Below are 946 nucleotides of genomic sequence, written 5' to 3'. Positions count from 1 at the left end.
CCTCGTCGAGCCGAGCGGCAACCTGAAAGCCTGGTACAACGGCCGCGGCTTCACCAACACCCCCTGGACCAGCGACACCAGCATCGGAAACGGCTTCACCGACCCCACCCGCGTGCACTTCGGATGAACAGGACAGGAACGTTTCCGATGACATCGTTGAGCAATGGAAGCCGAGCGTGGTTAAAGGTCCTGCTGGGCGCCGCCGTGGCACTCTGTCTCCTCCCGATCTCGCCAGCAGCGGCCGATCCACCGCGTGACCCCGCGGAGATCTGGCCGAACGACGTGAGCGTGAACGCAGCAGCGCTGCCGTGCGTGCCAGATGGGCCCACGGCCGCTGACGAAGCCAAAGCCGCCGCACTCAATCCGCTTCTGCAGAACAAGATGCGCGGGCACATGAACGGCTACAACACCTCATGCGCCCGGGTCATCGTGTCGACCGTCAAGAACCGGGGCCTCAACGAGCGGGCGGCCGCCATCGCCATCGCCACGGTGATCGTAGAGAGCAGCATCGCCAACCTCGACCACGGCGACCTGGACTCCGTGGGCCTCTATCAGCAACGCGCCATCTGGGGCGGCTCGGTCAGTGAGCGAACCGACCCAGTGTGGGCGACCAACAGTTTCCTCGACAAAATGCAACAGTTCTATCCCAACGGTTCATGGAACACCGCGCCCATCGGCGACGTGGCCGCCGACGTTCAGCGACCAGCGGCGCAATACCGTTACCGGTACGGCGTGGAGGCCAACGACGCCGTCATCATCACCGACGCCTTGTGGACGGGGTCGGGGCCAGGGTCGGTGTCGGGTGATGGCCGGGCCGAAGTCGTCCTCGTCGAATCGAGTGGCAATCTGAAGGCGTGGTACAACGGGCGCGGTTTCACCAACACGCCGTGGACCAGCGACACCAGCATCGGAAACGGCTTCACCGACCCCAGCCGGGTGCGCTTCG

1 protein-coding gene is annotated in these 946 nt (G+C 64.9%); it reads left to right on the top strand.

Annotated elements, in window-relative coordinates; genetic code table 11:
* Positions 1–288: 288 nt before the first annotated feature.
* Positions 289–946, top strand: a 658-nt coding sequence (locus tag FVE25_RS53665) for a hypothetical protein (RefSeq protein WP_219826090.1), incomplete at its 3' end; no start/stop codon positions are given.

Source organism: Nonomuraea typhae (assembly GCF_009760925.1).
In the GTDB taxonomy this organism is placed as follows: domain Bacteria; phylum Actinomycetota; class Actinomycetes; order Streptosporangiales; family Streptosporangiaceae; genus Nonomuraea; species Nonomuraea typhae.
The sequence above is the reverse complement of the archived record's forward strand: the minus strand, read 5'-3'. Positions and strand labels throughout refer to the sequence as shown.